Origin of the sequence: Shewanella sp. SG41-3 (genome assembly GCF_014164545.1) — a bacterium.
GTDB lineage: Bacteria > Pseudomonadota > Gammaproteobacteria > Enterobacterales > Shewanellaceae > Shewanella > Shewanella vesiculosa.
This window is the reverse complement of sequence record NZ_JACJFJ010000001.1, coordinates 742996-768862: the sequence shown is the minus strand read 5'-3', so window position 1 is coordinate 768862 and position 25867 is coordinate 742996. Positions and strand designations below refer to the sequence as shown.

At 42.9% G+C, this 25867-nt stretch carries 18 protein-coding genes; 14 read left to right on the top strand and 4 right to left on the bottom strand.

Annotated features, from left to right (window positions below):
* Window positions 1-373: 373 nt before the first annotated feature.
* Window positions 374-1579, top strand: coding sequence for an MFS transporter (locus tag H5164_RS03310; protein ID WP_124016471.1), 1206 nt, complete (start codon window positions 374-376; stop codon window positions 1577-1579).
* Between the two features lie 45 nt (window positions 1580-1624).
* Here H5164_RS03310 and H5164_RS20005 read toward each other — a convergent pair whose 3' ends face one another.
* Entirely contained in the window at window positions 1625-1759 is a 135-nt protein-coding gene (locus H5164_RS20005; protein ID WP_259396723.1) for a hypothetical protein, read from the bottom strand.
* A 402-nt stretch (window positions 1760-2161) separates the two neighbouring features.
* On the opposite strand from H5164_RS20005, the gene H5164_RS03305 reads away from it, so the two are divergent.
* The 3 genes from H5164_RS03305 to H5164_RS03295 all read left to right on the top strand — a co-directional run bounded on the left by H5164_RS03305 (window position 2162) and on the right by H5164_RS03295 (window position 4467).
* Entirely contained in the window at window positions 2162-3154 is a 993-nt protein-coding gene (locus tag H5164_RS03305; RefSeq protein WP_182754747.1) for a catalase family peroxidase, read from the top strand.
* A 165-nt stretch (window positions 3155-3319) separates the two neighbouring features.
* Window positions 3320-4006: a glutathione S-transferase family protein gene (locus H5164_RS03300; RefSeq protein WP_182754745.1), complete on the top strand. Its 687-nt coding sequence runs from the start codon at window positions 3320-3322 to the stop codon at window positions 4004-4006.
* A gap of 284 nt (window positions 4007-4290) precedes the next feature.
* Window positions 4291-4467 (top strand): DUF6435 family protein, encoded by a 177-nt coding sequence (locus H5164_RS03295; protein ID WP_124016469.1) that lies wholly within the window; start codon window positions 4291-4293, stop codon window positions 4465-4467.
* Window positions 4468-4512: 45 nt separating this feature from the next.
* Here H5164_RS03295 and H5164_RS03290 read toward each other — a convergent pair whose 3' ends face one another.
* Window positions 4513-4941 carry a lysozyme inhibitor LprI family protein gene (locus H5164_RS03290; protein WP_124016468.1) on the bottom strand — a complete coding sequence of 143 codons (429 nt, stop codon included), beginning with the start codon at window positions 4939-4941 and terminating at the stop codon, window positions 4513-4515.
* A 178-nt stretch (window positions 4942-5119) separates the two neighbouring features.
* On the opposite strand from H5164_RS03290, the gene H5164_RS03285 reads away from it, so the two are divergent.
* The gene (locus H5164_RS03285) at window positions 5120-5587 is read left to right on the top strand and encodes an N-acetyltransferase (RefSeq protein ID WP_259396722.1); all 468 of its coding nucleotides are present in this window, start codon (window positions 5120-5122) and stop codon (window positions 5585-5587) included.
* 242 nt (window positions 5588-5829) lie between these two features.
* Window positions 5830-6159, top strand: a complete 330-nt coding sequence (locus H5164_RS03280; RefSeq protein WP_182696994.1) for a hypothetical protein — start codon at window positions 5830-5832, stop codon at window positions 6157-6159.
* A 16-nt stretch (window positions 6160-6175) separates the two neighbouring features.
* Here the strand turns inward: H5164_RS03280 and msrQ are convergent, their stop codons facing one another.
* Both msrQ and msrP read right to left on the bottom strand, forming a co-directional pair.
* Complete coding sequence (gene msrQ / locus H5164_RS03275) at window positions 6176-6781, bottom strand: protein-methionine-sulfoxide reductase heme-binding subunit MsrQ (RefSeq protein ID WP_182754743.1); 606 nt, start codon at window positions 6779-6781, stop codon at window positions 6176-6178.
* Window positions 6781-7818: a protein-methionine-sulfoxide reductase catalytic subunit MsrP gene (gene msrP / locus H5164_RS03270; RefSeq protein WP_182743135.1), complete on the bottom strand. Its 1038-nt coding sequence runs from the start codon at window positions 7816-7818 to the stop codon at window positions 6781-6783. Before msrP ends, msrQ begins: the two co-directional genes overlap by 1 nt.
* A gap of 297 nt (window positions 7819-8115) precedes the next feature.
* On the opposite strand from msrP, the gene rmuC reads away from it, so the two are divergent.
* The 8 genes from rmuC to recD all read left to right on the top strand — a co-directional run bounded on the left by rmuC (window position 8116) and on the right by recD (window position 25840).
* A complete protein-coding gene (gene rmuC / locus H5164_RS03265; protein ID WP_182754741.1) occupies window positions 8116-9618 on the top strand; it encodes a DNA recombination protein RmuC in 1503 nt (500 codons plus the stop codon).
* Window positions 9619-9754: 136 nt separating this feature from the next.
* Window positions 9755-11683, top strand: a complete 1929-nt coding sequence (locus tag H5164_RS03260) for a transglycosylase SLT domain-containing protein (RefSeq protein WP_182754738.1) — start codon at window positions 9755-9757, stop codon at window positions 11681-11683.
* Window positions 11684-11992: 309 nt separating this feature from the next.
* Window positions 11993-12904, top strand: a complete 912-nt coding sequence (locus tag H5164_RS03255) for a MoxR family ATPase (RefSeq protein WP_124016462.1) — start codon at window positions 11993-11995, stop codon at window positions 12902-12904.
* Window positions 12905-12918: 14 nt separating this feature from the next.
* Window positions 12919-14037, top strand: coding sequence for a DUF58 domain-containing protein (locus H5164_RS03250; protein WP_182754736.1), 1119 nt, complete (start codon window positions 12919-12921; stop codon window positions 14035-14037).
* Window positions 14034-16085, top strand: a complete 2052-nt coding sequence (locus H5164_RS03245; protein WP_182754733.1) for a DUF3488 and transglutaminase-like domain-containing protein — start codon at window positions 14034-14036, stop codon at window positions 16083-16085. Before H5164_RS03250 ends, H5164_RS03245 begins: the two co-directional genes overlap by 4 nt.
* Before the next feature lie 103 nt (window positions 16086-16188).
* Window positions 16189-19953, top strand: coding sequence for an exodeoxyribonuclease V subunit gamma (gene recC / locus H5164_RS03240; protein ID WP_182754731.1), 3765 nt, complete (start codon window positions 16189-16191; stop codon window positions 19951-19953).
* Window positions 19953-23798: a UvrD-helicase domain-containing protein gene (locus H5164_RS03235; RefSeq protein WP_182754729.1), complete on the top strand. Its 3846-nt coding sequence runs from the start codon at window positions 19953-19955 to the stop codon at window positions 23796-23798. The genes recC and H5164_RS03235 overlap by 1 nt, the downstream gene beginning before the upstream one ends.
* Entirely contained in the window at window positions 23792-25840 is a 2049-nt protein-coding gene (gene recD / locus H5164_RS03230; protein ID WP_182754727.1) for an exodeoxyribonuclease V subunit alpha, read from the top strand. Before H5164_RS03235 ends, recD begins: the two co-directional genes overlap by 7 nt.
* Window positions 25841-25867 lie beyond the last annotated feature (27 nt).

Sequence of the window (25867 nt, the reverse complement as noted above, 5' to 3'; positions counted from 1 at the left end):
CACTAAGATTAACCGCTAAGATTAACCGCTAAGATTAACCGCATGATTACATCACATTCACGACTTGGACAATAAAAGGACACATTAAATAATCATAATAGCCTGTTTATAATAAAAATTTAATTTATTGCGGCCTTTTATTAAAAATCTAATAAACTGTGGTGCTTTATGATGTCGCAGTCGCTAAGTTTCCCCTAATAATAGTGAATTTACTGTCGATGCAATCATGTTTAACCATTATGTCTTTGGCACATTAAAGCTTGTTGCTTGTTGCCAGATCTTAACCGTAATAATGTCTTTACATAACATGACTATCATAAGCTTAAAAATAAAACTCACCACTATTCGTCTCTTATCAATAACAGGATTACATATGACACCGGCGGCAACATCACCAAGCCAACTAAACACTACCGCCATTTTACTCGTGTTAGCGCTAGGCACCTTTATTTTGGGATTATCTGAATTTTCGATGATGCCAATGCTGCCATTAATTAGCGAGACATTTGCCTCTACGCCATCACAAAGCGGTTATGCTATTAGTGCTTATGCGATAGGGGTTGTTGTCGGTGCACCGATTTTGATGCTGACAACTGCCAATATGAAAAAACGTCATGCATTGGCGATATTTCTGACATTAATGTTTATCTCAAATGGCTTAAGTGCCATGGCCACTTCACTTGAACAGCTTATTGTATTTCGCTTTTTAAGCGGTCTACCTCACGGCGCTTATTTTGGTGCCGCAATTTTATTGGCTGCCGATATTGCCCCACAACATAAACGTGCCAGCTATATGTCTAAAGTGTTTATGGGCTTAACCATAGCGACCATTGTTGGGGTTCCAATTGTCACTTTAGTCGGCCAAAACTTAAGCTGGCGCTATTGTTTAGCAGGTGCATCTGCTCTCGCTTTAATCGCACTTGTGTGCGTCTATGTGGTAATTCCAAAAATAGAAAATAGCCAACCATCTAATTTAATTAATGAATTTAGTGTGTTGAAAAATAAATTGGTGTGGTCAATTTTAGGCATTGTGATTATTGGCTTTGGCGGTGTGTTTTGTATTTACACTTATATCGCCGACACCATCTTAGTAGTGACACAAACACCGGCCTACACGATTTCAATTGCCATGGTGATGTTTGGTATTGGTTGTACCTTAGGTAACTATGTATTAGGCAAAGCGGCCGATCGCGCCGCCTTAAAAACCACAGGTATCGCATTAGTGTGTACGATTATATTTTCTGTGGCCTATGTGAGCGCCAGCCATAATATTTGGCTATTGTATGCGGTGATTTTCTTTATAGGTTGCAGTGTGGGTTTAGCCACATTAATTCAAACCTTACTGATGGACGTATCGCCAAATGGTCACGCCATGATAGGTGCATTAGTGCAATGTTCATTTAACACCGCCAATGCTATCGGCCCTTGGGTGGGAGGTATGTTTATCGCACAAGGTGCCATGCCTAACGAGACCGGTTATGTGGCGGCAGTGCTATTTGCCGGCGGCTTAATCATGTGGCTGTTAAGTTATCTGCAAATGAACAAGAAAAATACTCAACTGGAACAGTGTTCAGCATAAATTAACAACGCTTTCCATTTTATGGAAAGCGTTGTTAGCTTCAAACTAGGTGCCAATATCAACGTGTGCGAATTTTAGCAGGAAGTGACTGAGAGCTGCCGCACCGACCACCGAACCAAGTAATACGTCTTTCCCTTGAGCGGTTAGGTCAATGTACAAATGGCCGGAAGTTTGTCCCATTAATACTTCATGGCCTCTGCTTGATGAGCATGAGATGCATTATAAAAATACCGCAACAGATAATGTTATGGTTTAACTCATAAGCAGCCTTCAAAACTTTCTCAATGCCCCAAAAAGTAACTAGAGAAAAATGCACTATCTAGTTAAGGGTACAACTTTAAAAAAAACCATTGGTAAAATCATCTAGGGGTTATTTTTAAGCCATCTCTTTATGACTAACACAATTATCTCGTTGACCTAAAAAATGATCAACGGTTCAAATAATGGCTGTCATTGATATACGTTACATTGAGATTTTTAATTTTTTTAAGCGTAAATATAAAATAAATACCTTAGCGGTGAAATATTTCACGGGTTCTGCCTGTCTATACTGATTACATTACCCCACTAGGAATAATAAAAATGACAATTCGTCGATATCAATTACTGTCAAAAATCTGTTTACTCTCTAGTCTTTCTATTCTATCAACGTCACTTTATGCATCAGAAAAAACCATGCAAGAAATCGTTGATGCTGTTAATGGCACACCTGATATGGCGAGTCGAGAAGCAGGTAAAAAAGTCAAACTGCGCAATCATGCTAAAGGATTCTGTACCTCTGGATATTTTGCACCTAACCCTAAATTAAATGATGAATTAGCAATTCCTTTCTTTGATCAATCAAAGATTAATGTCACCGCGCGTTTTTCAATGGGTGGCACAAATCCACACGCTTCAGATAAAACTGCCGGACGCTTTATGTCACTTAAAATTGATGGTGACAAAGAAAACCTCAATTTTGTCACCACAAACTCACCGGTATTTTTTGCCGGTAACCTAGATGATTTTTTTACTTTTCAAGTTAAAGTAAAACAAGGGCCAGAAGGCAAACAATGGTTAATCGATAACAAACCCGATGCCAAGGCATTTTTTGACTTCGTTAAACAGTTGCCACCCAGTGCCAGTTTTGCCAATAGCCCGTATTTCGGTGTTAATAGCTTCCTATTCACAACCAAAAATAACGACATAGTACCTGGCCGTTGGATTTTTGAACCTGAAGACGGCGTCGTTAATTTATCTCAAGCTCAACTTGCAGAGCTTCCAGATGACTTTTTAAAAGAAGAATTATTATCACGAATTAAACATGAGCCCGCAGTCTGGAATTTATTCATTAAGCTTGCAGAAAAAGATGATGAAATTAATAACCCAACGGTACTTTGGCCTGAAGACAGACAGCGTTTATTAGTTGGCCAAGTTATCATTAACGGCGAAAGAGATAACGAATCAACGATCCAAACATGTGGCAATGGTATTTTTAACCCTGTGTTGTTACCAAAAGGGATTACACCGTCAGCGGATCCTATTTTAAATGCACGGACTCCGGCTTATATTGAATCGTTTATTAGACGTCAGTAATAGCCGCTGACCGACACAGCATGATCCATTACATCTTTAGCAGGATCATGCTGTGAGGTTCAATCAGCCAGCGATATTTGCATTACGCTAAATGAAATCGTGATGGCTGCTCACTAGTAATTAACCTACCTAGCTTATGAATTTGTTAACTAACAAGGATCTATAATGAGCCTAATTGTCTATGGCGTGCCACTTTCTCCTTATGTACGTAAACTGCGTTTATGTCTGGCCGAAAAACAGCTCGATTATCAGTTGGTCATTGTATTGCCCTTTGATCAACCAGCTTGGTTTAAAAAACTCAATCCTCTGGGGCGTATTCCAGCTATGAAGGATGGTGACTTAACCTTGGCTGATTCAAGCGTGATCTGCCAATACCTTGAAGATAAATATTGTGAGCTTACTCCTTTACTAGGACAAACCGCAGAGCAACATGCCAAGGTACGTTGGTTAGAAAAATATGCTGATTATGAGTTGGCCCCACTGGTCACCTTTACCCTATTTCAACAGCGTATAATTAATCCCAGTATGGGCCATCTTTGCGATGAACCTTCGGTAATGTCAGCCTTAAATGAAAAACTCCCCATCCACTTTGATTACTTAGAATACACCTTAGGTAATGCTAAATTCTTTGTGGCAGACACCTTAAGCCTCGCAGATTTAGCGTTTGCCTCTCAGATGGTCAATATGGAGCACGCAGGAGAGCAACTAGATGCACAGCGTTGGCCGAGTCTTTCAGCGCTTTATACGCGGATCAAGGCCCGAGCATCAATGGCGGATTTATTACAAGGTGAGCAAAAAATATTATCTTCATTAAAAAAAGCCACATCAAAGCAAGCGTCATTTGAAATCTAATCAATAAAGGTGTGATGACAGCGCAATGAGTCATGCAAAAGATCTCCCTTGCACCGATTATTTTTAATGATATTAATTGATTATCTTACGAAAAATAGTCTGTAAACCTTCTTTGTCGACTAAATAATGGCAAGCGGTTTACCCAGTCTTTTGATTTTATCAATAGGCCGAACAACCAAGCATATTTGAATAAATGCTAAAATAGACAAAAACCTTATTCACATTGAGCTGAAACCTCAGTCACTTCGTATTTAATACCAATCGTCATCACAAAGAGCACTATAATGTTTTCATTTTTAAAGCCAGATCCAGTTAAAAAATTGCGCAAAAGCTACGATGCAATACTAGAGCAAGCCATGCAAGCGCAGCGAAAAGGCGATATTAAAACCTACTCTTTACTGACGGCTGAATCGGAACAAATTTGGGCTAAAATAGTCAGCTTGGAAGCAGAGAGTAAATAATCCTATACTAAGCCAATACAATGAGTAAGAGATCAATGGAAGTCATCATTGTGGCTCGGGTAATATAGGTTCACTTGAATCCATGTAGGTTAAATAGTTTTGCCAAATATTATGAGTACGCTGCACCGTAAGTTGCAGCATACATCCTTGATACATAACCCCTCTTATTGTGCCATCTCGCCATAATTGGTATATCGCATGGCAATAAGACTCTCGATAAGTCAGCCAGTCTCTTTGCGATAGCTGGAGTGCTTCAAGCACTACAGGATCATCATGAAAAGTGTCACTAGCCTTAGCGATATATTCATCTAACCTAACTTGCGCCACTTCAAACTCCTGTCTCGCGCATTGATTAATATCAACCGTACTCATTGCTGCATCGCAATCGATATCATGTTCAGTTTCTTGTGCCCTGCTGGCACCACTTATGATTAATGTGAAGCTGAGTAACCCTACAGCCATATATGCCTTCATTGCCAACACTCCTGTGGTGTTTACCTTAATTCAACAATCATTTGTAGCTTATTGATAGTGAGAATAATGCTATTGTATTAATTTTGCTAATAAGTGCTTTGTATCCATAAGGGATAATCACTAAAATCACTTTATCAGTCATCGCTAATCATAAGTTAGATAATAAGGATATTATATTTTGCCTCTTGATCAACTGCCGATCCATTTCGCCCAAAAAACTGATTTAGCTGATATCCATCAACTTGAAAAGACGATATTTGGTGAACCTTGTTACCCTGCCTTTTTCTTTAGACAAGCTTTTGATTGCTGGCCTAAAGGACTATTAGTTGCCAAACAGGATAGCTCATTATTAGGCTATTTATTATGGGTTGAGTCGAACGCTCAAGCTGGTGATGCTTGGATTTTATCATTGGCCGTTGCAACACAAGCTCGTGGTAAAGGAATTGCTCGTGGACTAATCAATCACGCTATCGCTACTGCCCGCGGTGAATCCAATGGGGCAATTAAACGTTTATTACTCACAGTTGCGCCTAACAATCTTGTCGCTTTGTCTTTATATCAATCAATGGAATTTATTATTCTGACTAACGAAAATGATTATTTTTCCCCTGGTGAAGCAAGGTTAATACTGGCGCTCAAATTGTAATTTAAGCCTGCGCCTAGCTAATCATCGCGCCGATAAATAATACCCTTGAAATAACCCTCAGTTAATCACTGATTATCGAGAATCATTAAGCTGACAAATAAGTAATTTGTGAACCACAGCCAACAATCAGCCATCATTTAACGCTATGCTGCATTATTCATCGCCAACGATATACACACTTATAACACTTTTGTAGTGGCACTATTGGCATTCGTTGTGGCGTATTAATGAGGAAGAATGGTATGTGGTGGCGAGTAACCATAATTAGTTTAGCTTACCTGTTATTAGGCGCGCATTTTTTACGTTTTGATCAGCACGTCTTAGCCATTATTGCCATGACCTTACCATTACTCATGCTTATTCGGCATTCATTTACCCACACATTACTCAAGATAGGTTTACTGGTAAGCGTAGTATTTGTCTGGTCGGTCAGCGCATTTAATTTTATTGATATGCGCATTGCACTGCAACAACCTTGGTTAAGATTGGCCATTATTATGCTGTCTGTGATGGTATTTACTGTGTTTGCCGCCTTTTCAACTAACGGCCTCAATCAAAAATTGAGACGTTAGTTAATAAAAAATAAGCTTATTTTTTCGGTTTAATCCATTTATAAATACTGTCTTTTCGGTACAGCAATAACGCTACAAACAGCACAATATAAATACTCGGCTCAATAATTTCAGACTTTACCGACCAATAAAAATGGATAGGTGCCAGAATCGCAGCCAGATAAATCCAATTATGTAATGACTGCCAGCGCTTTCCCATGCGGCGTTTGATGCTATTAGGTGACGTTAGCGCCAGTAATAAAATGATTAGTAATGCCGCAGCGCCAACTAAAATATAAGGCCGCTTAATCACCTCTTCAAACAATAATCCCCACGCAAACAGTAAGTCTAAACTGATAAAAGCACTAATATGTAACAGTGCATAGGCACACACATACAAGCCCACCAAGCGGCGAGTTTGGATTAGCGCGGCTATCTTAAAACGTTTAGCGATAGGTGAAATAAGCAAAGTAGCTAACAAGCTATTAAGCGCTCCCATGCCCGTATAATGAATAATATACTGCACAGGATCGCCGCCCGCATTGTCAGTTAACACTAGCGCCACGAGATAAAAGGCTGGCAATAAAAAGCTAATATGTAACAACACCTTTAGCCAAAACAGCCCTCGAGCACTTATGCGCATTAGTAAAACTTCCTCAGGTCAATATTTTTATACAGGTCGGCGACTGAATCGCCATAACCATTGAACATTTGCGTCGGAATACGTTTCGCGGAGAAAAGTCCACCCTCCCCAATACTGCGCTCAGATGCTTGTGACCAACGTGGATGATCAACCTCTGGATTGACATTGGCATAAAAACCATACTCACTCGAAGCTAATTGATTCCAACTCGTTGGTGGCTGCTTATCCATCACGCGGATTCTCACTACTGATTTAATGCTCTTAAAACCGTATTTCCAAGGCACGACTAAGCGGATAGGTGCGCCATTTTGTGGCGGCAAGGTTTTACCATATAAACCGACGGCTAAAAACGATAAGTCATTCATTGCCTCTGCAACCGTTAAGCCTTCAACATAGGGATAATGGATCCCACCACCCATTAAGCGACTCTTTTGTCCGGGCATTTGCTCTGGATCAAACAAGGTCTCAAAAGCAACGTGAGTCGCGTTACTTTGCACCCCAGCTTGTTTAAGTAAACTGGCTAACGAAAAGCCCACCCAAGGTATCACCATCGACCAAGCCTCAACACAGCGTAAACGATAAGTGCGCTCTTCAAGAGCGAAACGGGTCGTCAATTCATTAAGGTCTAAGGTGATCGGCTTATCGACCAAGCCATCAATGGTCAGAGTCCAAGGATCAACCTTAAAGTTTTGCCCATTGTCATAGGGATCGGATTTACTGGTACCAAATTCATAGAAGTTATTATGACGAGTCACTTTATCTTCTGGGGTTTTCGGATTGGATAACACAAACTTAGCGGGAGTTGTATATTGCAGACCTTGAGTCACAAAAGGATGTTGCGCTTTTTGCTCGCCAAATAAATCAAAAATACCGGCTTGAACTTGACCAGGCAAACTGGCTCCCAACGCTCCTAACCCAAGTGCTTTGATAATGTTACGGCGATCATTAAATACCGATTCGGGAGTCACTTGGTTATCAGGAATATGCCAAGCCGCACGTTGTTGTATGCCTTGAGTAAAGCGTTTTTTACCGGTCATAAATCACCTCAATAAAATATTTTTCGACAGCAAAGTATTACCATAATCTGCCATACTTATCTCAATAGACAGGTAAAAACCTATTTTTATTTCAGAATATGACTAAAAAAAACCAAAAGGCCGTCAACCTTTATCGATTGCCGAAATGGTGTCACTGCAAATGCTATACGAACCTATATAAGAGTTAGGTTTAAATTTAATCATTAACAATAATATTTGATTAAATCCTCAGTTTACCTCTTGCAGCGGATTATTAGCCGTGCGACCCTTAACCATTATTTTCTATCGGTTTTTGTTATGCCTTTTGCAGTGTCGTTAACTCCTCCTCAAATTGCAGCTTTGATTGCTGTCGCGTTTGTTGCCTTTCTCATTGGCGCCCTAATCAATCAACGATTAACTCGTAAACGATGGGAGCAACTTAAGCTTCAACATGAACAGCAAACGCTTCAACAACTCAATGAAGTCCAAATTGAAATGTCCAGATTACAAGATAATCTCGATGACAAAATTGATCACAGTAATCATCTGCAAAGTAAAATTGAAGATCTGATTGGCCAACTGTCTAGCGCAGAAACCAAAGCAGATCGGGTTAGTCTTGTTGAACAACAAATGGTTGATATTCAACATCGTTTAATGGAATCACAGCTCAATTTAGCGAAGTCTAATGCAGTGCAACAAACGATTCTGGTCAAAGCTGAAACTGAGCAAAAATCATTACAAGATAAAATAGCCTTACTCGAATCTGCTGAAGAACGCCTTAAACTGCAATTTGAAAACCTGGCAAATCGAATTTTCGAAGAACGCAGTGAAAACTTTAAACAACAAAATGTCTCGCAAATAGACGGTGTTATCGGGCCGCTGAAACAACAATTAGAAGGCTTTCGACGTCAAATTCAAGAGTCGTACACCCATGAGCAATCTGAGCGTAGCGCGTTAAAGCATCAATTAGACAATTTGCGCGATCTCAACTTAAAAATGAGCCAAGATGCCATTAACCTGACCAAAGCGCTTAAAGGTGACAATAAGCAGCAAGGTAATTGGGGCGAAGTGATTTTAGAACGCGTATTACAAGAAAGTGGTTTACGCGAAGGCCATGAGTATCAAACACAGCAAGATTTAAAAGACGATAATGGCAAGCGTTTTAAACCCGATGTTATCGTGCATTTGCCTGAGCAGAAAGACGTGGTAATTGATGCGAAAATGTCGCTAGTCAGCTATGAGCGTTACTTTAATAGCGAAGATAAAGACATTCGCGACCAAGCAATAAAAGAACATGCGTTATCAATTAGACAACATATTAAGGGTCTTGGCCAAAAAGATTATCATAAGCTGCATGGGCTGAAGAGTTTGGACTATGTGCTAATGTTCATTCCGATTGAGCCAGCATTTTTACTGGCCATTGAATATGATCCAAGCCTAGTTAACTTTGCCTTAGAGCAAAATATTATGCTGGTGAGTCCAACCAACTTATTAGTAGCTTTGCGCACCATCAACAATATATGGCGTTATGAGTACCAAAACCAAAATGCGCAAAATATCGCTAAGCAAGCCAGTCGTATTTACGATAAATTATGCGGTTACCTTGAAGACATGGAAAAGCTTGGCCGTGCCTTAGACACTGCAGACAAAAGCTATCAAAGTGCCATGGCAAAATTATCCTCAGGTAAAGGCAATGTCATTAGACAAGCACATTACATGCAGCAATTAGGTGTCGATACCAGCAAGCAGTTAGATAAACAATTGCTCAACCGGGCACTAGATGAATCAGTCGAAAAACACACTAGTGATAGTGAATTGTAATAATAAGTAATAATTAATCTTTATTTAATTAATAAGACTAATAGTGATTTAACAACGTACAACGACTGTTTAGCAAAAGCATTAATCACCCATTCTTTTTAGGAAACAAATTACTGTGGCGGAGATCCTTATTTAAATGCGTAACACTTGGGCAAACATGTTAATGGCTAGCGCATTATTATTCAGTACATCATTGGCCTTTATAAGCCAAGCTAATGCGCTGACCTCACAACAGCAACGCTATCTTGATGCTCGTCAAGCACTGGATAAAAACCAGCTGGATAAGTATCAAGCATTACGCAAAAAATTAGCCGATTATCCATTAACGGTTTACCTCGACTACCACGCAACCATCGACAGCATAGTGCACTCTCCAGGTAGCATAGCACTCAATGCTATCAACAAATTTGATACTACACCGCTGTACAATAATGCCCGTTATCGCTATCTGCTTAACGCAGGTAAGAAACAACGTTGGCAAGACTTTCTGGTGATATCACCAGACACGCCTAATGATATCCGTCTGCAATGTTATTACTACCAAGCACAACTTGATGCGGGTAATAAAGAAATGGCATACAAAGGTGTAGAACGCATATGGGTTTATGGCTATTCACGTCCGAAAGAATGTGATGCGGTGATTAATCAATGGACTAAAGCGGGCTATCGCACTCAAGAACTTATCTGGGCCCGCATGCTACTTAGTTTCGACGCTGGCCAATCCAGTTTACTCAACTATTTGTCTCAAAAGATCACCCAACATGATGACGAAGCCAAACTATTATTGTCAGTGTATCGCGACCCAAATAGCTTACGGCACATGAAAAAGTTTGCCAGCTCAAAACCTATCATAGGTGATATTGTTGATGCCGGATTGCGTAAACTGGCCTACAAGGATTTACATCAAGCAATTAAACTGTATGTGAAATATCAAAAATTAGATCGATTCAGTGACTTTGGCGGACGCCAACTTAATCGCTATTTAGTTCGCCGAGCACTGATAAAGCAAGACGATAAATTAGTGTCACACATTGACACCATGTTGCCATTACTCAAGTCTGATGATTTATATGAAATGCGTTTACGCTGGGCCATTCGTCAACAGGACTTTGCGACTGTAGAGAAGTATTTAGCCTTGTTAAGCGACCAAGGTAAAGCAGATCCTCGTTGGCAATATTGGCAAGCTAAGATGACCTCTAGCCATGACAAAACCCGTGCAACACAACTGCAGTTGACCTTAAGTGGTGAACGTAATTTTTACGGCTTTAATGCCGCAGAAGCGCTCGGTAAACCTTTGGCGATGAATGATAATAACTTAGCACCCAATCCAGAATTGCAAGCTAAGTTAAATCAAGATCCCGGCCTTGCTCGCGTGATTGAATTAATGGCTTTAGATAAGCAAATTGATGCTCGTAATGAGTGGTTGTATTTAATGCGCCGCCATAACAGTGACATGACGGCACAATACGGTTTGTTAGCCTTAAAAAACGGTTGGCATGCATTGAGCGTTGAATCAAGTATTCAAGGTAAGTTATGGGATTCACTGGCACTGCGCTTTCCGGAAGCGGCTAATGATGAGTTCGTTAACGCCAGTAAAAAATTCTCGGTTAATATTGATGAAATTCGTGCTATTTCTCGTCGCGAAAGTGCCTTTTATCTCTATGCAACCTCAGGTGTAGGAGCCAGAGGTTTAATGCAGTTAATGCCAGCTACGGCCAAACAAACGGCTAAAAGAAATAAAATCCCTTTTAATAACGTAAAAGACCTATACGACCCGAAAGTGAACATTATGCTGGGCAGTGCGTATTACAGTGAATTACTTAAACAATTTGATCAAAATAGAGTACTCGCAACTGCGGCTTATAATGCTGGCCCAGGTAGTGTTAAACGCTGGTTAAAAGACTCCAATGGTCGCCTAGATGTAATGAGCTTCATTGAAACAATTCCGTACACTGAAACCCGGGAATATGTTCAAGCAGTACTGAGCTATCGCATGATATTCCAACAGAATAAATCATCTAAAGACGGTATGTTTAGTAGTAAAGAGCTTAGCTATCGTTACTAGTAATGATAAATCGTGACCCGTTTTAGCTCTGGTTTGACGCAATAATCGCCATTCAATGGCGATGTATTTTGCTAACATGGGTTCACAAGATAACCTATGATATAGGTATTGTGCTGGCATCATAGGTGTTGAAGCGCTTGGTGGTGATTGATGCTAATCACAATGGTCATCTATCACCATTAACGCACAGTAATCATAAGCCCGAATGACAAGGATAGAGATTAAATACTGAACGACAAACCGTAACCCACAATAAACCCTTTCGACAACAAACCAATAAGGGGTTATTGCAAACAAGTTGGAGTTTTCGTGTCGCAATCAAATATTCAAACATTACTCACTCAACTCAGCCAAGTTCTGCTCGGTAAGCCAGAGCAAATAAAACTTGCTGTCGCTTGTATCCTCGCCAAAGGCCATTTACTGATTGAAGACTTGCCCGGCATGGGTAAAACCAGTTTATCCCAGGGTATTGCCAACAGTTTAGGCATGAGTTACCAGCGTATTCAATTTACCAGTGACATGTTACCGGCTGATATTCTTGGTGTATCCATCTACAGTAAAGAGCAGCAACAGTTTATATTTCACAAAGGTCCAGTGTTTAATCAAATGTTGTTGGCCGATGAAATTAACCGCGCGAGCCCGAAAACCCAAAGTGCTTTACTTGAAGCCATGGCAGAACAACAAATTACTATCGATGGCATAACCCATCAACTGAGCTCACCGTTTTTTGTTATTGCGACCCAAAACCCAGTTGATCAAGCCGGCACATTCCCCTTGCCAGAGTCGCAACTTGATCGATTTATGATGCGAATTTCCATCGGCTACCCTAGCGCAGAAGCGGAATTAGCCATGTTAAAATCGCGCACTCAAGCGAATAAACCGGCTTCATTATCACAATGCTTAACCCCGCAAGAGCTAATGCTACTGCAACAACAAGTGGCGCAAGTGTCGGCATCTGATGCGGTACTAAATTATTTAATTGCCTTGGTCGATTTTTCTCGGCAACACAATACCGCTAACGGTTTATCGCCACGCGCCAGTATTGCTCTGCTACAAGCGGCAAAAGCATGGGCTTTTATCAATCAACGCCAGTACGTAGTCCCTGAAGATATTCAAGCGGTATTTGCCTCAGTAGCAGAACATCGCATTCGCAGCAGTAGTCAATTTCAAGGCGAAGCGTTGTCTGACACTATCCTCGCTAGTGTTAACCCAATACGTTAACGGCGCAGATACCCATGGCTAAATCGACGACAGCAAAAAAGCACTCTTCGCCAACCTATGCCAATGGTGCTATCAAGCCGTCACGGTTGCGTCGTTTAATTCCAGCATCGTTAACCCAGCGCTGGTCAAGGTGGATAAGTAAGCGCCTACCAGCACAAAAGCAAATTACCCTCAGCCACAAAGGTATTTTTATTATCCCCAGTGGGTTTGGCTTGGTGTGGATTGGACTCATTGTTTTACTGTATTTATTTGGTACCAATTATCAAAATAACTTGGTGATTGGCTTAAGCTTATTACTCGCCAGTGTGTTTCATACCTGCATCATATACAGCTATAAAAACCTCGCTGGGTTAACCTTTAATCCAGTCACGCCGCCACAATGCTATGCTGGCGACAGCATGCCATTTCCCATCATGTTAACTGGTCATACTCGGCAGAAAAATCCCGATACCACCCACCAGCAAATTTGTTTGCAATTTAGTTATCAGCGCCATGTCCGCGTCAAACAAATGCACGAGCAAACTATTGCTATCGTGCCATTTGAAGGGGCTAAGCGTGGTCAATTAACCCCTGGGCGGATCAAAGTCTCATCCTATTTTCCGTTAGGATTATGCTGTGCATGGTCCTATGTAGACTTAGATATTCATCATGTTATTTTCGCTAAACCAGAAATGTGTGACATTGAGCTTGCAAGCCACATAAGTGACAATGATAGCCAATATGAGCACGGTAAATTACGCCCAGGCGTTGATGACTACAAAGGCTTACGCACTTATATTCCGGGGGAATCACTCAAACAAGTGGCATGGAAACAATGGGCCCAAGACAAAGGCATGTTATCCAAAGAGTTTGCAGAGCCTGAAGGATTACCCGTTTGGTTAACCTTGGCCAACACATCGGGCAATAACATTGAACACAAACTGAGTAAGTTAGCTTGGCAAGTTGATAAACTCAGCCAAACCAAGCAAGTATTTGGCTTAATTCTGGATGAGCATATTATCAGCCAGCAAACAGGCGAAGCACACCGAGTGGCTTGCCAAACCATGATTGCAACTTATCGTTTACCCGCCAATATGAACCCAGATTTTAGCCCAAGCGATGTGACTTCCTCAACGGTAGGTAAATCACTATGACCGATAACTTTGATGCCATTATTAGTCGCAATACCTTGTTTTGGCTTTTGGTCACTAATGTCGCCATCCTCAGCCCCTTGTATCAACAAGCCACCTTATGGAGCATCGGCATCTGTGCAATTTGCTTTGTTTGGCGAGTAGGCATTTTTCTCGGTAAAGTCGCTGCGCCGCCTAAATTACTGGTAACTTCTTTGGCGATTGGCGCCGCGATAACCCTTGCTTTAGTGTCATCTGAAATCGGTTTACTCAATGCCTTGGTTAACTTATTAATTTTAGGTTACGCATTAAAATACATCGAAATGCGCCAACTAAGAGATGTAAAAGCGATTGTATTAGTAGGGTATTTCCTTATTGGACTCACCCTGCTTGATCAACAAAGCATGCTTGATACCTTGCACTTATTGGCCGTTGCGGTGCTCAATACCGGTGTGTTAATCAGTGTTTATCAAGACACATCCAACAAAGCGGCTAACCTCAGTTTTAGTCTAAAAATCATCTTACAAAGCCTACCATTAGCCATATTACTGTTTGTGGTGTTCCCAAGGCTCGGGCCTTTATGGTTAGTGCCCAATATGAAAACCGCCAAAACTGGATTATCCGATGAAGTCTCCTTTGGTGACATAAGTAAGCTCACTCGTTCAGCAGAATTAGCCTTTCGCGTCGGTTTTGACAACCCAGATGGCAGTACCCTAGGACCGGCAAACCAAGACTTATATTGGCGCACCTTAGTGATGGAAAATTACGATGGTAAAACATGGCGCCAAGACCCAAGCATCAAACAAATTCAACAGCAGGCATATTTTAAAAAACCCGATCGCCAAGCCCCTGCTGCCAACAGCAATAATAGCAAAATCGATTATGTGGTGATTAGCGAGCCCAGTCATCAAAAATGGTTGTATGGCTTAGATGAAGCGTTTAGCAATAATGATCAAGTGGTTGAATTAGCGGATTATCGTTTGTATTCACTCAGGCCTGTCGATCAGCGCATGAGTTATCGAGTGACCTCATATCCCGATCAGATTATGGATAAAAAACTCGATCGCAATACCAAACAGCTAAACCTTGAATTACCGCCCAACAGCAACCCAAAAACCCTTGAGCTTGGTTTACAATTTGCCAAAGATTATCCAGATCCGCAGACGCGCATTAATGCGATGATGAATTATTTTGCTGAGCAGGCCTACTATTACACTTTAAGTCCGCCGAGTGTTGGTGAGCAGCAAATTGATGACTTTTTATTTGAAAACCGTGCTGGATTTTGTGCTCACTACGCCTCAGCGCTGGTGTTTATGGCTCGCGCCAGCGGCATACCAACGCGGATGGTTACCGGTTATCAGGGCGGAGAATACAATGCCAAAGCAGGCTATTACAGTGTGTATCAATACATGGCGCATGCTTGGACCGAAGTGTGGTTAGAAGGCCAAGGTTGGCAACGTTTTGATCCTACCGCAATGATTGCCCCACAACGGATACTCGATGGCTTTGATGCCACCTTTGACAGCCAAAGCAGCTACTTACAAGACAGCCCGTTTAGCACGCTGCACATGAAGCAATACCCATGGTTAAATGAATTACGCCAACAGTTTGCCAGTGTCGATTATTACTGGAGCGTGTGGGTATTAGGTTTCGATGAACAACGAAAACAACAGGTATTAGCCAAGCTATTGGGGGATGTCAGCAGAACTAAGATCGCCTTATTGATGATGTTTAGTTTTATCATTATCGCGCTGATTATTGCTTATTATGCTGGGTTATTTAGTACCGATCGCCAACAAGACCCACTCAATAAACGCTATCAGATCATTTGCCAACGCTTAGCCAAAAAAGGCATCGCCCGCCAACAAGGCCAAGCACCGTCCGATTACGCTGCGGCAGTCAGTGCACATTTAGGTGCCCTTACCCCTCAAGTGGCAGCGGACTTTGCGGCCTTGAGCAGTGCCTATGTAGCTCTTAAATATCAACCACTGACAGCGTCGCAAATCCAGCAACAACAGCAACATTTTAGCCAGTTATATCGTCGCTTACGCCTGCGACTCTTTCGCAACTGATCTTGTGCACTACAGCAGCAATCATCCTGATTATTAACGGTTTTGATTGATGATTTAAGGCAGAGTCCATAGAATGAATTAATCTCAAATTAGCGGGTCGCCCATGCTTACTTTAATTCAATCTAATCAGATGGAAGTATTATCTGAACAACTGGCCAAACTATTGGCTATTCGCTTAGATAATGTCAGTTTATTAGCCTGTGAGCATGTGTTAGTTCAAAGCCCGGGGATGTCGACTTGGCTGCGTTTAGAAATCGCTAAACACAATGGTATCGCCGCCGCATTATCGTTCCCGTTACCCTCGAGCTTTACCTGGCAATTATGCCATGACTTGCTGCCCGATGTGCCAAAAGATAATGCCTTTACCAAAGCGGCAATGACGTGGAAATTAATGGACTTATTGCCAAGTCTGCTAGATAACCCAGACTTTAGCCCGCTCAAACAGTACTTATCACCTCAAGTTGATTCCACAAGTGATATTACTGATACAGCTATCGATGCGAATACTGGTGCTGATATTGATACTGAAACTAATGTTCATACAGCAAACACCCACGCCATATTGCAGCTTAATCAGTCACATGACGCGATTAAGCTATTTCAATTGTGTGGCCGCATTGCCGATATTTTTGACCAATACTTAGTTTATCGTCCCGAGTGGATTTTAGCGTGGGAGCAAAATCAGCCATTATCGAGCCTAGACAATCGCTTAACGTTAGATGAAAACCAGCAATGGCAACCGATCCTGTGGCGAGCATTAATCGATTATAACCAACATCATTTACACGCCAGTCATTATCATCGCGCCAATTTACATGCCGATTTAATTGCAACCTTGGCGAATCCAGATACTGACTTATCCATGTTGCCGGCTCGATTATACGTGTTTGGTATTTCATCCATGCCGCCACAAACCCTCGATGTGCTGTACCATTTAGCCAGTCGCATTGATGTGATTATGCTGTCTCTCAGCCCTTGCCAGCATTATTGGGGTGATATTATTGAGCCGAAAACCCGTGCCCGCATGGCGTTGCAATATGCCAATAAAAAACAACTCGACCAAGACTGGGAAGACAAGCTAGAAGTGGGTAATCCTATACTGGCCAATAATGGTCAAATGGGCCGTGAACTACTGGATTTATTACTGTCCTTACCGCCAGAGCACACCGATTTTGGTTACGACTGTTATGTTGAACCTGAGCCGAATAATCTGCTGCACGGGGTACAATACGACATTTTACAAATGGAAACACTCGGTCAGCCATTAGGGCCAAATGCCAGTTTGTATCAAGATATTGATGCCCGACGCACCTTATTGCCAAGTGATGACTCGATTACCTTACGCAGTTGTCACAGTGCCTTGCGTGAAGTTGAAACCTTACATGATCACCTGTTAGAGCTGTTATCAAACAACAGCGACTTAAGCCCTAAAGACATAGTGATCATGATGCCCGATGTCGCGGCCTATGCGCCGTATATTGATGCGGTATTTGGCACAGCCAACAGTCAGTATTTTGCCGACAAAAATCCGCAAAAAGGCGATTACTACATTCCTTACGCCATTGCCGACAGGGGCGCAGCGCAAGAGTCACCGCTGATTAATAGCTTTTTAAGCCTGTTAAATATCAATCAAAGTCGCTTTGGCCTCACTGACATGATTGGTATTTTAGAAGTGCCGGCTATTTTGCGTCGTTTCCAACTCGATGATGACGAATTGTCATTAATCCGCCGCTGGTTAGATGATGCCAATGTCCGTTGGGGCCGCAGTGAACAAACTCGAAGCCAACTGGGTGTGCAGCCTTTTACGCAAAACTCATGGACATTTGGCATTAAGCGTTTAATACTGGGTTACGCCTTTAACGACGATGCAGATATTTATCGCGATACCTTAATGGTGCAAGGCATTGAAGGTCAGTCATCGCAGGCATTGGGTAAGTTGCTCAATTTCTTAGAAACCATCGACACCTATTTCACTTTATTTGCCAATGACTACAGCACCGCAGAGCGCCTTGAACAATTACAACAGCTACTCACAGATTGCTACGACACCACAGATGACGAGCGTGAACAAATCCAAGCCATTCGAGATGCATTAGTCACCCTAGATTCCGAGCTTGAAAGCGCCGGCCATCAAGGCCAAGTCGATATTGAAGTCCTAAAACAGTGGTTTAATCAACGCTTAACTGAATCTCGAGTCGGCCAGCGTTACCTTGCTGGTAGCGTGAATTTTTGTACCTTAATGCCAATGCGATCAATCCCCTTCAAAGTGGTGTGCTTGCTGGGCATGAATGACGGCGTCTATCCGCGAGTACAACATCCTGTCGGGTTTGATTTAATGGCGCATTTTGGGCCTAAAAAAGGCGACCGTTCGCGCCGATTAGACGACCGCTACCTATTTTTAGAAGCATTACTGTCTGCTAGAGAGCAGCTTTACATCAGTTATATTGGCCACAGTGAGCGCGATAATGCTGAACGTATCGCCTCAATGTTAGTGTCTGAATTGGTAGAATATTGCCAACTCAGCTACCTACCGCAATCCTTACAGCAACAGCTTGAACAGCAAGCCGAAATAAACCTTGATGATGCTGATAACTCCGTACTGGCACAGCTTATTCAAGCGCAACCTTTGCAACCATTTGACGCTAAACTATTTCGAGAGACACCACAATCAGCGGACAGTGTCAGTAAACTGCAACACAGTTTTAATGCCCAATGGTGTCCGCCAGCCGCCAATGCGACCATTAACAATCACTTTTTTGAGCAAGCATTACCCTTGTCAGCTGAACAGGCAGATGAAGTGTTCGCCCATAGTCACATCAATAGCGATGGCATAAAAGTGGTCGAACTCGAATTGTCGGCATTAATCCGTTTTTACCGTAATCCTGCGCAATTCTTTTTCAACCGCAGTTTAAAAGTTGATTTATCACTGGATATTCAAGCCGATGACAATGACGAGCCATTTAGCTTAAATGCACTCGAGCGTTATTTATTGCAATCACGCATGCTCGACAATGCCATTGAACATCAACTCGACAGCCCAGATCACGAATTACTCAGCAAGCTCAAAACCAGCGGTGAATTGCCCATGGCGCCGTTCGACGACTTGTTAATTAATCAATATTTACGCGATATATCGCCGTTGATTAATCGGGTGCAGTTTTTACAAGATCAACAAACCATGCACACGCTGAATGTGGATCTTAACTTTGATCTACCGATGCAGGATTTACCAGCAAGAGCAGATCCAAGCCAATCGTCGACAGTGCGAGTCAATCTTGTCGGCCGTATTGACGATATTTTGCCTAAAGGCTTAGTCAATTACCGCCCCGGCGCTGCCCACGGACGAGATTTTATTCGGGTGTACTTACGCCATTTATGCATCAACGCTATGGCCAATTCGTCAACCGCGGGCATGGGTAAAAATCAATTTAGTTACTTACTCGACATTGGTCATTTTCATGCCTTTGCGCCTATCACCGCCGAACAAGCGCATGCGCAAATCCTGCGCTTTATCAGTGGTTTCATTCAAGGGCAAACTCAACCCTTGTGCTTTATGCCTAAAACGGCTTTTGCCTATGTTGAAACCGATGGCGACCATGAAGAAAAGTTACTCAAAGCCCAGCAAAAATGGGATGACGGCCAAAACCCATTCGGCGAAGGCCACGATCCACATAACCAGCGATTATTCCATTTCCCAGAAGACTTTAGTGAAGCGACATTTGGCGCATTAGCCAGCCATTTACTGCAACCGATGTTAAGCCTGTATCACAAAGATAAACTGGCAGAATTAGACACCTTTGTCAGTGGCGCCGCAGTCGATATTCAAGCGCAACTCATTGCCAACGCAGCTAAACCAGGAGCGCATTAATGGACGCTATTACCGTGACACCGCTTAATGCCCTCACCTTACCTTTTAATGGTTCCAGCTTAATTGAAGCCAGTGCCGGTACGGGGAAAACCTATACCATTTCGGGTTTATACTTACGCTTATTGTTAGGCCACGGTGGTAAAGCGCCATTAAGTTGTGAGCAAATTTTGGTGGTAACCTTTACCAACGCTGCCACAGAAGAACTCAGAGACCGTATTCGTAAACGGATTAACTTAGCGTTTAAACGCTTTTTAGGCTTAGCCGTCAATGATGAGTTTATTGAACAGCTTTACCAAGACACCTTGGAAGATGAACGTCCTATTGCGTTAAGACGCTTGGACTTAGCGTTAAAGTCGTTAGATGAAGCGGCCATTTTTACCATTCACGCCTTTTGCCAACGCGTATTGTCAGACATGGCATTTGAGTCGTCACTGCTATTTGAGTCCGAATTCACCCTCGACGACAGTGAGTTTTTACACCATGCAGTGCGCGATTTCTGGCGTGAAGTGTGTTATCCATTACCGCCCTTTTTGGCCCAAGCCATTAGTGATGTGTTTGCTGAACCAGACGTGTTAGCGCAAAAGCTGCGCCCGCTATTAGGTGCAAGCCAAGCTGTGTTGTCAAAGCAACCACTGGCCTTTGAAACCCTACAACAGCAGCTAAGCCAAAGTATCAGCCGCTTCACCTTATTGTGGCAAAGCCTGCACGACAGTACCCTTGAATTACTACAATCGCTGCCGCTAAATGGTCAACGTTTTGGCAAAGGCGCCGACGGCTACCCTAAACTAAGTCAACTGTTTGATAGTATTAGCAACTGGGTAAAATTTGGCCAAGGATTACCGCCAATAAAAGCGCTGGAGCAATTGGCATTATCCGAGCTTAAACTCAATAAAGGGGGCGTTATTCCCACTGCTGCTGAAGCGCCGTTGCTGGATCATATCGAGCGCTTGCTTGAGTTAATTAATCAGCTTATTCCGTCTTTTTTAGTACGCGCCCGCGAGGGGATTCGTCAACGCTTTGCTGGCCAAAAACAGCAACGCAATTTAATGACACCCGATGACCTATTGCTCCGCTTAGCCATGGCGCTCAGCCAAAACCCGATCACCCTAGCCCATGCTATTGCTAAGCGTTTTCCGGTCGCATTAATTGATGAATTCCAAGACACCGACCCTCTGCAATTCACCATTTTTAATCAGGTATATCAACAGCCGCTAGCATCGCAACTGGACTTAACCACAGCGACCACTGTGCACAGCCCAGCTAATGAAGACAATAGTAATGACAACAAAGCTAACGACGCCAGTAAAGGTCAGCTGAGCTTATTAATGATTGGCGATCCTAAGCAGGCGATTTATGCTTTTCGTGGTGCCGACATTTATACCTATATTGCCGCGCGCCAACAAACACAGGCCCATTATAATCTTGACACCAATTACCGCTCATCGACTCAATTAGTCAATGGGGTTAATCAGCTGTTCAGCCAGCACCAAGACCCGTTTATTAGCCAAGCTATTCCCTATGATATTGTTAAAACCCCATCATCGGCAGCCAATAAAAACCTGAGTGAAGCCACAACCAATCCTGCCGCTCTGCGGATCCGTTTATTAGCAGAAGACGATGTTAATGGCCTCAATAAAATCAGCGCAAGACAACGCTTGGCCGCTGATGCTGCCAGCGAAATAAAGCGCTTACTCACCGAAGCGCAACAAGGGTTATGCCGAGTGAATACCAACCTTGAGCAGGAAGGTAAACCGCTCATTGCCAAAGACATTGCCATATTGGTGCGCGACCGTAACGAAGCCGCCGTGATGAAAGCGGCGTTATCAGCACGTAAAATTGGTGCGGTATTTTTAAGCCGAGACAGTGTGTTTAACACCATTGAAGCCCGTGAAATGGCTATTTTATTGTATGCCTTTGCCACGCCTAAAGATGAGCGTGCTATCCGCGCCGCACTGGCCACTGAGCTTGTCGGGTTTAATGCCCAGCGGATCCATCAATTTAACCAAGATGAAGAACAACGCCAACAGGTATTAGATCAATTCACTCATTGGCATCAGTTATGGCTACAACGCGGCGTTATGCCTGCGCTGCTTAACTTTGCCAGCGAAACCAAACTGATCCATCGTTACCTGTCGCAATCTGTCACGGCTGACATCAATAGTGTTAATGAACATAACGCTAATGCTCACAGTGATAGCACTTATAGCAGCAATAGTGACAACAATAGTGACAATAGCTTTAATGATGCTGATGACGACAACGCAGCAGATCTCAAAGCCTCTGGTGAACGACGCCTAACCGACTTTAGGCATTTAGCCGAATTACTGCAGCAAAAGGCCACTGAGCTCGATGGAAGCAGCGCGCTTATCAATTGGTACGAGCAACAACTGATTGGTAACAACGGCGGTGATGAGCAGCAACTGCGCTTAGAAAGCGAACAGAACTTAGTGCAAATTGTCACTATTCATAAAAGTAAGGGCTTAGAATATCCGGTCTGTTTTGTGCCGTTTGTCAGCTTAGCCCGTGGCAATAAAAAACGCCCTGCACCTATGATGTACCATAAAAATGAGCAGCTCATTTGGGATATCGACGCCACCGACGAAGGCTGGGAACAACTCAAACAAGAAACCCTCGCTGAAGATTTACGCCTACTGTATGTGGCGCTAACGCGGCCGGTTTACGTGTGTTATTTGTATATTGCCAACCAAAGCCGTCAGTTAAAAGCGGGGATCAGCAGCCAATTACCTGAAACAGGCATCGGTTATCTGTTGGGCATTACCGACAAGAAAACTGACTTTGCCCTTATTCAAGCCAAAGTGAATGCAATTGCCATCTTGCCAGCGATGAGTGTGGAATGCTTAAGCAACGATATTGACGATTCTGTGCTCGCCGATATCCACGACAATAATGAGCCACTAGCGGCCAAAAAAGTCACGCGAGTACAGAGCCTTGCATGGCGCGTGGGCAGTTATTCTGGCTTAGTAAAACATCTGCCTCATGAGAGAGTCGCGCCCGGTGCCGATGACGAAGACTTCACCGATGAGCTTATCCAATTACAGTTACAAGATGAGCTAACCAGCGAACCCGTACTTAATCGCTTTACCTTTGAACGCGGCGCCAACGCCGGTAGTTTTATGCATTTAGTGTTAGAGCTGTTTGATTTTACCCAAGCAGACACTGAACTGACACCTGCGCTAACGAAAGCCATGAAACAATATGGATTTGACGAAGCCCTGTGGCAACAGCCGTTAATGGACTGGTATCAGCAAATATTGGCAGCGCCGCTGTTTATCGAGACATTGTCAGAGGACACATCACTGACATTAAGCCAATTATGCATCAAGCAAAAAATGGTCGAAATGGAGTTTTATTTGCCTATTTCAACCTTACAAGCGTCGCAATTAAATCATATTTTGCAGCAACACGGTTATGTCGCCGGACTCGACTTTGACACCTTAAAAGGCATGTTAAAAGGCTTTATCGATTTAACCTTCGAGCACCAAGGCCAATTTTATATTGCCGATTATAAGTCCAACCATTTGGGTGATAACTATAGCGACTACACTCGCTCAGCCATGGCTAAAGCCATTGATGCTCATCGCTATAATTTGCAATACATCTTGTATACCTTGGCGTTGCATCGTTACTTATCGCTTAGATTACCAAACTACAATTATCAGCAACATATTGGCGGCTGCTATTACCTGTTTTTACGTGGCATGCATCCTGAGCATCCTGGCGCGGGGGTATTTTATGACAAACCACCGCAAGCATTAATCGAACAACTCGACCGCTTATTTACAGGTAATACAGACAATCGTGCGCCGGAGACGTCATCATGCTAATACTCACCCATCCAATCACTGAGTTATTGCACCTTTGGCAAGAACAGCGGCTCATTACCGCACTCGATCGTCATTTTGCTTTAGAGCTGGCCAATATTGAAACCATCAATAACGATCCCGCGATGAGCGAACAACAGCCGCAACTGTTCTTGCTTGTTTGCGCCATGCTCAGTCAGCAATTGTCTAATCAGCACAGTTGTTTAGTCATCGAGCAAATTGATTTAGCCAATCCCATGGCAGAGGATAACCGCGGCAACGCTGAAATCAATTGTCGGATTGAACTTAACCATCAACAATTGATTGAACAAATCGTGCTATTTGATGCCGTCGGCCAGCCCGGTGACAACAAACCAATGATTTTTGAACATGGGCGCTTATATTTAAATAAATACCACTTCTTTGAAACTCAAGTGGCGGCTAAGTTGACCCAGTTAGCCAATCAACAAATTGAAATCGACCTAGCTAACAGTAATCTGCCGCAACTGATTGAATGCTTATTTACCGCAGAAGACAGCAATAGCAGCCAGTTTAATTGGCAAAAAATTGCCACGGCCACAGCGTTGGCCAAAGCATTAGCAGTGATCACTGGCGGCCCAGGAACCGGTAAAACCACCACAGTAACCAAGCTATTATTGTTACTGTTAACCCAATCGGCGCTAACAATCCGTTTAGTCGCGCCTACAGGTAAAGCGGCAGCAAGGCTAAGTGAATCGATCAAGGCGTCTAAACATCGTTTACTGCAACAGCTAACTCAAGTCAGCGACCCAGCATTGGCGAAAGTATTAACAGATTCGCTAAAACAAATACCAGAAGAAGCCTCAACATTGCATCGACTATTGGGGGTTATCCCAAACTCATATCAATTTAGGCACCATCAGGATAATCCGTTGCGCTTAGATTTACTGGTGGTCGATGAAGCGTCGATGGTCGACTTACCCATGATGTACAAATTACTCAGAGCCCTACCGTCTCATGGCCGTTTGATATTGTTAGGCGACCAAGATCAACTCGCATCCGTAGAAGCTGGCGCAGTGCTCGCGGATATTTGTGTTGGCTTAAAACAAGCCAACCCGGTACAGGTATCCCCTTGGTCAATGCGTTACAGCGCCGCACAGGCAAAGCTCATTGAGCAATTAACCCAACAAGATGTCAGTCAGTTTATTCATCAACAGCCTAAAATTGGTGACAGTTTGTGTATGTTGATGCACAGCCATCGTTTTAAAGGTGATGCAGGTATTGGGTTATTGGCCAATGCGGTTAATCAATCAAATGTGCATGCGATTCGGCAAGTATGGCAAGATAATCATGCTGAATTGAATTGGTTTGAACATCAGCATAATGCCCAGGGAGATAACACAGGTAAACAAGCATTATTGGCATTATCGGTACACGCTTATGGTGACTACCTTAATTTGGTACTACAGAATCAACAGGCCATTATCGATCAAGCGGATCGGCAAGACAGCGCCATAACACTGCCGCATGCTGAACAAACCATCATCGACAGCTTTAACCAATATCGAGTCTTGTGTGCCATGCGAGCAGGTGAATTTGGGGTTGAGGGCATGAACATCGCCATCACCGACAGCCTTAAACACGCCAAACTGATTACTCCTCAAAATGAGTTCTATTTAGGCCGACCGATCATTATTCAAAGTAACGATTACAACTTAGGCTTATTTAATGGCGACATTGGTTTAATCTTGCAAGACAGCACTAAGCCAAGCCGCTTAATGGCCCACTTTGTTATGGCTGATGGCAGCCTGCTTAAAGTATTGCCCGCACGCTTACCCAGCCACGACACTTGCTACGCCATGACAGTCCACAAAAGCCAAGGCAGCGAGTTTGATAAAGTCAGCTTTGTATTGCCACATAAACCCAGCTCCGCCCAATGGCAATTACTCAGCAAAGAACTGCTTTACACCGCCATCACCCGCGCCAAAAACCATTTCTATTGTTTAGGCACGGCAATGATATTTGAAAAAGCCAGCAAACAAGCGACATCACGAGCATCAGGGCTAGCTTGGAGATTGTGGGGCTGATTTTAAGAGAAATAACATGAACGCTAT

What these genes read in the sequence shown, in the direction of transcription:
- H5164_RS03290 (WP_124016468.1), bottom strand. Translation starts at nt 4,941, where the DNA reads ATGAAGGCATATATGGCTGTAGGGTTACTCAGCTTCACATTAATCATA.
- recC (WP_182754731.1), top strand. Translation starts at nt 16,189, where the DNA reads ATGCTTACTTTAATTCAATCTAATCAGATGGAAGTATTATCTGAACAA.
- H5164_RS03295 (WP_124016469.1), top strand. Translation starts at nt 4,291, where the DNA reads ATGTTTTCATTTTTAAAGCCAGATCCAGTTAAAAAATTGCGCAAAAGC.
- H5164_RS03310 (WP_124016471.1), top strand. Translation starts at nt 374, where the DNA reads ATGACACCGGCGGCAACATCACCAAGCCAACTAAACACTACCGCCATT.
- H5164_RS03250 (WP_182754736.1), top strand. Translation starts at nt 12,919, where the DNA reads ATGGCTAAATCGACGACAGCAAAAAAGCACTCTTCGCCAACCTATGCC.
- H5164_RS03305 (WP_182754747.1), top strand. Translation starts at nt 2,162, where the DNA reads ATGACAATTCGTCGATATCAATTACTGTCAAAAATCTGTTTACTCTCT.
- H5164_RS20005 (WP_259396723.1), bottom strand. Translation starts at nt 1,759, where the DNA reads ATGGGACAAACTTCCGGCCATTTGTACATTGACCTAACCGCTCAAGGG.
- recD (WP_182754727.1), top strand. Translation starts at nt 23,792, where the DNA reads ATGCTAATACTCACCCATCCAATCACTGAGTTATTGCACCTTTGGCAA.
- H5164_RS03280 (WP_182696994.1), top strand. Translation starts at nt 5,830, where the DNA reads ATGTGGTGGCGAGTAACCATAATTAGTTTAGCTTACCTGTTATTAGGC.
- H5164_RS03235 (WP_182754729.1), top strand. Translation starts at nt 19,953, where the DNA reads ATGGACGCTATTACCGTGACACCGCTTAATGCCCTCACCTTACCTTTT.
- rmuC (WP_182754741.1), top strand. Translation starts at nt 8,116, where the DNA reads ATGCCTTTTGCAGTGTCGTTAACTCCTCCTCAAATTGCAGCTTTGATT.
- H5164_RS03260 (WP_182754738.1), top strand. Translation starts at nt 9,755, where the DNA reads ATGCGTAACACTTGGGCAAACATGTTAATGGCTAGCGCATTATTATTC.
- msrQ (WP_182754743.1), bottom strand. Translation starts at nt 6,781, where the DNA reads ATGCGCATAAGTGCTCGAGGGCTGTTTTGGCTAAAGGTGTTGTTACAT.
- H5164_RS03245 (WP_182754733.1), top strand. Translation starts at nt 14,034, where the DNA reads ATGACCGATAACTTTGATGCCATTATTAGTCGCAATACCTTGTTTTGG.
- H5164_RS03300 (WP_182754745.1), top strand. Translation starts at nt 3,320, where the DNA reads ATGAGCCTAATTGTCTATGGCGTGCCACTTTCTCCTTATGTACGTAAA.
- msrP (WP_182743135.1), bottom strand. Translation starts at nt 7,818, where the DNA reads ATGACCGGTAAAAAACGCTTTACTCAAGGCATACAACAACGTGCGGCT.